Origin of the sequence: Photobacterium pectinilyticum, assembly GCF_024357955.1 — a bacterium.
GTDB classification, from domain to species: Bacteria; Pseudomonadota; Gammaproteobacteria; order Enterobacterales; family Vibrionaceae; genus Photobacterium; species Photobacterium pectinilyticum.
In genome coordinates this window covers 1-7,974 of record NZ_JANEYT010000132.1, presented here as the reverse complement: position 1 = coordinate 7,974, position 7,974 = coordinate 1, and the positions used below count along the sequence as shown (strand labels likewise).

Below are 7,974 nucleotides of genomic sequence, written 5' to 3'. Positions count from 1 at the left end.
GGAGTATAAGATCATAAATCGATCTGCCGGTCAAACTTACAGAATTTGGTCAGAAAACGTTCGTGATCTCACCCTGGTTAAGTAGCATCATTAAAGTAGCTAACAAACAATTGAAGAGAGATTCATCATATCCCCATCATCATTCTCGATAATTGACTTACTGCATATTTTCTTTATATCCCCCATACACTCTCATTGAAAGTGATAGGTACGTCGCAAATAATAACTGTCCATTTCTCTCTTCACATTGCGCAACTTATCTTCAGTATTTATTTTCAACGAGTATAAATTATGACTAACTCACCTTTTTTAAACGCCATCAAAAAGCATATGTTCTCGCCATTACAAAAAATTGACCGTAGACTCTTATATTTACTGGAAACGTTCCTATATCCTGTTTCACAACAAGCAACACCCTACCATGCTAGACTCAAAGGATGTTGAACAGTTTTTAACGCACCTTGTAACGAACAAAATGGTAGCAGCAAACACTCAAAGCACCGCACTCAATGCTCTTGCATATTTGTACAATCAATTTTTGTAATCAGTTAACCGTAATATCGTATTTTTGGTTGGTATTACCTTTAGCCTCATCATTTTTTGAGCTACTCCACGTATGATTACATAGATGACGGAACATTATACAAACCCGTCATGCGCATATATACGCCAAGAGACAACACACATAAACACACCTGGTCATTCTGACAGCCATCACCGCTGTATATACAGGTGTTATACAGTGGTTTTTGCCTGTATACAGTACTGGTCCTAATCCTTTTTAGTGCTAAAAACTGAAGCCTACTCATTTGCATATCAACACCTAATCATTTAAATGACAACTATATCTATATAAAAAACAATCACTTAAACCCAAAATCATAAAACTTTTATTCGAACAATTCACTATTCTGTTCAACTCAATGCAAAAAACACTTGCAACAGTATCCAAATAAAACTACTGTATAAGCATACAGCATGTATAAATAAACACTGTTTAAGGATGAAGGATTATGGCTGCTTACTTTGAACACCAAAACACAGTTTCTGCTTCTCAGGTCTACAAAGCGACGTTTGCCGCTCAGCCTGAGGGCTCTTCTTCTCCTCATAACGTTAATTGCCCAATTGAGGTTTCGTTCAATGACGAAAGCCAAGCACAGTTGGCTTACTTTTTACGTATCCTCAAACAAGCTAGCCAGCAGAATCGCTGGATCATGTTTATCGGTCAGAATTCGCTAATTGACAAAAATTTAATGAAAAGTGCCGGTATCAATTTAAACAAGGTCCTCGTATTGGCCAATAAAAAAAGCAAGACTGATCAGGAACTGATGGAAAAAGCACTTCGCAGTGGTAACTGCAGTGCCGTCATTGCAACGGGTGATATTCAACATTTTGCCAGTTACGCCATCCGTGAAGCATCAGATGCAGGTGCTAGCTATGCATTTGTTATCAACCGAGACGACAAATCGCAGATCACATACCACTGAATACCCTGTCGAATTGCAGAGTTACGCTCAGGAACCAAGACATAATTCTTTCCTATACTTACAAAGCCATCATCAATGCGGATGGCTTTTTTGATCCAGTACAATGAATGGTGTAATTAACTATAAATTGCGTGACTTGCATCAATTCGGCCGTGCAAATCAAGAAAAAACCATCATAATACGCCTGAAAATTATAAATATTCAGTCGTTATAACCGGATGTATAAATGCAAAAGAAACTGGGATTAGGATCGCTAACCGCTTTGGTCATCGGCTCAATGATAGGTGCGGGTGTCTTCAGCCTTCCTCAAAATATGGCAGCTGTTGCCAGTCCCGCAGCCGTAATAATCGGTTGGACAATCACAGGTATAGGAATGATTTTCCTCGCCCTGGCTTTCCAACACCTCTCGCGGCTAAAGCCTGAAATCGAAAGCGGTGTCTTTGGTTACGCTCAAGCTGGCTTTGGCGATTTCGTCGGCTTCTGCTCGGCATGGGGTTACTGGCTAAGTGCAATGCTGGCTAATGTCTCATACCTAGTAATCGTATTCAGCACGTTAGGTATGCTGTTCGATACCCCCGATATGATACTGTTTGGTGCTGGGAACACTTGGCTTTCAGTCATCGGTTCTTCTGTATTACTGTGGCTGGTACATGCACTAGTATTACGCGGTGTCCAAACCGCAGCCATGATCAATATGGTGACAACCTGTGCCAAGTTGATCCCTTTGTTCCTGTTTATCTTCTCTGCGTTTGTCGCCTTTCAGTGGGATACGTTTGTATTCGACTTCACAGGGCTCCACTTTGGTGAGCAACATGATCTGCTATCCCAAGTAAAGGGCACCATGTTGATTACAGTATGGGTATTTATCGGTATTGAAGGTGCAGTTGTGGTGTCAAACCGTGCAAAGAACCGCAAGGATATCGGCCGCGCAACGATTCTTGGCCTACTCACCGCCCTTACCATCTACGTTTTTGTTACATTGCTTTCGATGGGGGTGATTAGCACCGAGCAACTGGCAACCTACCAGAACCCTTCAATGGCAAAGGTACTGACTGAAATCCTTGGGCCTTGGGGTAAATACATCATCGGTGGCGGCCTGCTGGTCTCCGTCTGTGGCGCCTTCCTCAGCTGGACAGTACTAGCCTCTGAAGCGCCGTATTTAGGTGCTAAAGACAAAATGTTCCCGATTTGTTTTTCCAAGCAGAACCAAGCTGGCAGCCCAGTGAACTCCTTGTTGTTAACCAACTGCTGTATCCAGGTCAGCCTTATCTTTGTGATGTTCGCCGGCAGTACCTATGACACCCTGCTTGCGATTGCCTCAGAGATGATCTTAGTGCCTTACTTTTTGGTTGGTGCCTATACACTAAAACTGGCCATTGAGCGCAAAGACCGTGGCTCATTGTTTGTTGTCGGCCTTTGCGCCAGCCTGTACGGATTATGGCTACTTTATGCCTCTGGCCTTGGCTATTTACTGCTATCAGCTCTGCTGTACCTACCTGGCTTATATTTTTACATTAAAGCCAAACGCGAACAGCAAACACGACCATTTGTTGGCAAGGAAATGACAGCCGCCAGCATACTGACTATGGCGGCTTGCTTAGCCGTTGGCATGTTGTGGAAAGGTATGATTTAGATATGAAAAAGCCAGCGTACTAAACGCTGGCTTTTAATTTACCTGAACAAATAAGCATTCAGAGCATATGCGCTCTAAGCACTTCCCCTTCATCATCTAACTTAATCACCTTACACGCGGCTTTACTCTCAATCTCAATCAGTTGAAGCTCTTCTAGCGCATAAGGCAGCTTGATTATAAGCTCGTCAATATGCTCTGCGCGGGCAAGTCGTAACAAACGAATCAGGTTGTTCGTATCACTAATATTGGTTGACAGCACTTTTAGTGCTTGCAACTGCAACTTCTCTGAGTCTGTCATTCCGTGTGGCATTGAAGAAGTCCATGTAATTTCAAATGCAGGAATCAGCGCTTTTAACGCATCGACAAGTGTTACTCTTTGTTTGCATGATGCTGATAAAAATGTCGTGTAATCAAAAACAACATTGTCTAGATTTGAGAATTCAACTGATGTTTCCATAACCATCCTTTCAGAAACATAACCATTGTTGTTAATAACTCATGTGCAGCTGGCTAAATATACTGTTAGCTAATAACTACTATACGACTAACTTAAGCTTGAGCTATGTCTAATTTATGAAAATATGGTGTTGATCTGCTTTTTAGAAGCAAAAAATCAAAGTGGAAATACGCATGGAACAATTGATTAACATCAATAAAACCTTGAGAACATAGTGATCACCATCTTGAAAAATCAATTAATTCAACTGAGCTCAATTGATAAATGTCTTTATTTATGCAAATGATTAATTAAACAAAATTGCAACATTAGCAAACAAAAAGGCCGACAATATTTGTCAGCCTTCCATTTGGTTAAAGAATGTTATTCTTAAAATTGATAATCAGATGAGATAACAACGACTCCATTTGGTGAAATGACAAACCGCTCTGCATCATGTTTGGGGTTCACTCCAATTTCAGTCCCTGCAGGTATAACAACATCTTTATCGATAATACAGTTCTCTACATGAGCCCCTTCACCAACCACGACGCCTTCGAAAACAATGCTATTAATTACCACGGCGGCATTCTCGATTTTCACTTTAGGAAACAACACCGAGTTCTGTGCCGAACCTCCCTTGATGGCTACCCCATTTGAAATAATAGAGTTAATGAAGATCCCTTCATTACCCGCAGATGAAGAGACCGTTCTTGCCGGCGGCAACTGTTGTTCATAAGTCCTTATTGGCCACTCCTTCTGGTAAAGATCCATGGGTGGACAATATGACAACAAATCCATGTTGGCTTGATAGAACGAATCAAGAGTACCGACGTCTCGCCAGTAAGCATCTTGACTTACCCTACCCTCTGAACCACCAAATTGATAAGCATAAACACGCTCACCATCGATCAGGCCGGGGATAATATCGTTACCGAAATCATGGCTACTTGATGGGCAAATTGCATCTTTTTCTAAAGCTTCTTCCAATGCCTTCATCGAGAATATGTATATCCCCATCGAGGCTAAGCAGGCATCAGGATTAGTTGGCAATGGCTGGGGATCTTCTGGCTTCTCTGTGAAAGAGTAGATACGTTGGTACTCATCAATGGACATTACACCGAAGGCATGAGCTTCTGGTTTTGGTACTTCCATACAGGCAACGGTTAAATCAGCTTCATTTTCAACATGTTGCTTGAGCATTGGCTCATAATCCATACGATAAATATGATCGCCGGAAAGTACAACGACATATTTTGCTTCACTTCGGGTGAGTAAGTAGAGGTTCTGGTAGATAGCATCTGCCGTGCCCTGATACCAGCTAGCACCAGTGCGCATTTGTGGAGGTACCGCAGTAATGTACTCACCAAGTTCAGGATTAAAAATAGACCAACCGTCTCTCAGGTGCTTTTGAAGTGAGTGTGACTTATATTGAGTTAGCACCAACACTCGACGTAGTCCAGAATGTAAGCAATTGGTGAGTGTAAAATCAATAATCCGATATTTACCACCAAAAGGTACAGCGGGTTTAGCTCTGTGGTCAGTTAATGGTGACAATCTTGAGCCTACTCCACCAGCCAAAATAACGGTAATTGCTTCCTTTTTCATCCTTTCCCCTAGCGCACAGTATGTAATACAGAGAACAGAGCAATATTTACGCCATAATGGATAATTATTAACCCATTGATAGTTCGCGCTAAAATTGAGTAGAAAATGAAGTCACAACCACGACGCACCAACATGGTGAGACAATAAGAAGCAGTTGCACAAAAAAAGCCCTTTTGATGAATGACTGCACCAAAAGGGCAACTTGCCTAGGTTTTCTCAATCTCTTTCAAACATCTTAGGCAGTTATTCATTAGAGAACCTTTTTATCGTGAAATCATAATGTCTAATTGCTGAGTTTATAAGCGCTCGCCTGCCGTTAAACGGCGCGCAATAGATGTCAATTTAGTCATTGTGCACCAGATTGAGCAAAAGCTTCGAGCGCTTTCGTACGCGTACCTGCATTTAGGCCTTCAGTAATCCCTTGAGCCGAATCATCCACTTTGATGCAGCTTTTTTTACATCTGATATCGCAAGCTCAACAAAAGCGCTACCCTGTAACACTTTAAAACTCATGCCTAACTCAAGACATAGATATGTCTTGTCGGTTAAGACGCCGCGTCGATATATCACCAAGAAGTAAGTACATCAGCTTCATCCCTACAAGTTCGCCCCTGTCGTTGGTCATAATAAATCTACCAATGCGGCCGTGAGTAACTACCCGTAACTCTCCTAATGTAGAGAATGCAATGGTTGAAATGGTTGATATAGACTTCGGTAAAGTGGCGATAAGTCACGAGGATGTATTGATAACGTGTTCTGATAAGTTTGACGCTAAATCTGAACTACGCTCATTATCAGCAAGAATAAAAACGTTCACTAAGGTTTTGAAGCACTGAGCGTGACGATAATGCTGTCACGCTTTCTTTGTTTTCAACCAATCCAATAACTTATTTATCAATTAATTATCTGATTGGTAATGGGTATTAGAGCTGGAAATAAACTTGACGGACAGTCATGCCCTCTTGTGTTTCCAGCCCTTGTTGTTGCTCTGTTTGAGCATCAAGCTGTGCCAGTTCTTTTCTCATTTCCGACAGCTCGCGTTCCATATAAGAAATATTTCTAATCAACACTTTCCTTTCCATGATACTTTGCCTCGATCAAAAAAACACAAAAATAGAACAATAATATAACAAAGGTATAGACCTATATAGAATATCAATATGACAGGATTAAAACGTGGTAACCTAATCAAATTCTTTTTTAACATGACAAAAAAATACGATATTCAGTCATGGTTAAGTATGAACTAATCGCATTTTTTTGCCACGAAATTAGCGCTCGTCTGTGACAGATTTATGACAAAGAAGGTAAATATCCAAGTTAGATCAAATCACTTGACGCATAGCACCCTGATGTATATCACCTTGATGCATTTCATCATAATAAATTAATTATTTATGTATTTGGTGTAAATTATCACTAGCGCATTGTGAAATTTGCTTTTAGAATGCGCCTGCTTTGGGGAGTAGTCACCAATTGTTCGTCTGTCGTCATCTCGAAGTCTTGTACTTCCGGCAGCCGAGGGTGGATTTGTAGCACCAGCCCTACACCATTCTGACGAGACCAACGCCATTAATCATGCACAACCGTGCAGGATTATCTTTATTTGCCAATTGGCAAAGAGATAGTCCATGACATTAATGCGCGAAAGGTCTGGTCATATCCCACCCCTTTCGCGCACTCGATCGTGAAAGGAGTAAACTATGAGCCTTTTAAGCTATGAAGGGTTCGCTGTTCTAACCATCTTAATGTTGGCGCTGGACCTGTATCAAACCCGTGGTGGTAAAGTCACCATTAAAAAAGCCGCTGTATGGAGTGTATTTTGGGTGATATTGGCTCTAGCCTTTAATGTGGTTATCTACCTGTACTGGCCTTTGATGGCACCAGAAAGCAGCTATACCAACAGTGAAGCAGCGACGGCTTTCTTAACCGGCTATTTGCTTGAAAAGTCTTTAAGTGTCGACAACTTATTTGTCTTCGCGTTGATTTTCAGCCAATTTGTCGTACCTGAAGCGATTCGCCCTAGGGTGCTGATGCTAGGTGTTGTCGGTGCATTGATCCTTCGTGCGATCATGATTGCTGTTGGTGCAGAACTACTTACCCAGTTCCACTGGATCTTGTATGTATTTGCGGCCTTCTTGCTGTATACCGGTTACAAATTGTGGCGCGAAGATGAAGAAGAACAAGAAGACTTCTCCCAATCGCTACCCGTACGCATGGTGAAGAAATGTTTTCGGGTCTCTGATGAATACAGGGATCACAAGTTCTTCGTCAAAGACAACAAAGGTTGGATTGCGACTCCGTTGTTAATAGTGATCGCGGTGATCGCATTGACCGATGTGATGTTTGCTCTCGATTCCATCCCTGCTATTTTTGCCGTGACAAAAGAGCCTTTTATGGTCATGACAGCTAACGTATTCGCCTTGCTTGGATTACGTTCATTGTACTTTGTACTAGAAGGTATGCTGACCCGTTTCTGCTACCTACGTCCGGCACTGGCTTTCATCTTGAGCTTTATCGGTATCAAGATGCTACTGATGGAAACCAGCTATGCGATCCCAACTCCCGTCTCTCTGGGTGTGATTGTATTGACCATCAGCACGGCAATTATTGGATCACTATGGAAAACCCGAGAATTGAAAGTGTCATAATCGCTTAACTATCCAGCCTATCTCAAGACTTGGTATACAATAGACAAAGCCGCTAGCGTTTCCGCGAGCGGCTTTTATATATACGCTATGTTCCCTTAAGTTGTTGCTAAACTTAAAGTAGGCAGCAACTGGAGGGAATTTTTATGCTCCAAGCCCACT

7 protein-coding genes are annotated in these 7,974 nt (G+C 41.8%); 4 read left to right on the top strand and 3 right to left on the bottom strand.

From position 1 onward, the window contains the following. Positions 1 to 328 precede the first annotated feature (328 nt). From NHN17_RS26095 to NHN17_RS25005, 3 genes are all read left to right on the top strand, one after another. Complete coding sequence (locus tag NHN17_RS26095; RefSeq protein WP_373689599.1) at positions 329 to 544, top strand: site-specific integrase; 216 nt, start codon at positions 329 to 331, stop codon at positions 542 to 544. A gap of 469 nt (positions 545 to 1,013) precedes the next feature. After that, entirely contained in the window at positions 1,014 to 1,487 is a 474-nt protein-coding gene (locus NHN17_RS25010; protein ID WP_255045390.1) for a cell division inhibitor SulA, read from the top strand. Positions 1,488 to 1,713: 226 nt separating this feature from the next. Then, a complete protein-coding gene (locus NHN17_RS25005; RefSeq protein ID WP_255045389.1) occupies positions 1,714 to 3,120 on the top strand; it encodes a basic amino acid/polyamine antiporter in 1,407 nt (468 codons plus the stop codon). 58 nt (positions 3,121 to 3,178) lie between these two features. Here the strand turns inward: NHN17_RS25005 and NHN17_RS25000 are convergent, their stop codons facing one another. The 3 genes from NHN17_RS25000 to NHN17_RS24990 form a co-directional block, all read right to left on the bottom strand. Further along, a complete protein-coding gene (locus NHN17_RS25000; protein ID WP_255045388.1) occupies positions 3,179 to 3,577 on the bottom strand; it encodes a hypothetical protein in 399 nt (132 codons plus the stop codon). 369 nt (positions 3,578 to 3,946) lie between these two features. Continuing rightward, positions 3,947 to 5,164, bottom strand: coding sequence for a glucose-1-phosphate adenylyltransferase (gene glgC / locus NHN17_RS24995; RefSeq protein ID WP_255045387.1), 1,218 nt, complete (start codon positions 5,162 to 5,164; stop codon positions 3,947 to 3,949). 923 nt (positions 5,165 to 6,087) lie between these two features. Continuing rightward, positions 6,088 to 6,246, bottom strand: coding sequence for a hypothetical protein (locus tag NHN17_RS24990; protein WP_255045386.1), 159 nt, complete (start codon positions 6,244 to 6,246; stop codon positions 6,088 to 6,090). A 621-nt stretch (positions 6,247 to 6,867) separates the two neighbouring features. Here NHN17_RS24990 and NHN17_RS24985 point away from each other — a divergent pair. Next, entirely contained in the window at positions 6,868 to 7,815 is a 948-nt protein-coding gene (locus tag NHN17_RS24985; protein ID WP_255045385.1) for a TerC family protein, read from the top strand. Positions 7,816 to 7,974: the final 159 nt, after the last annotated feature.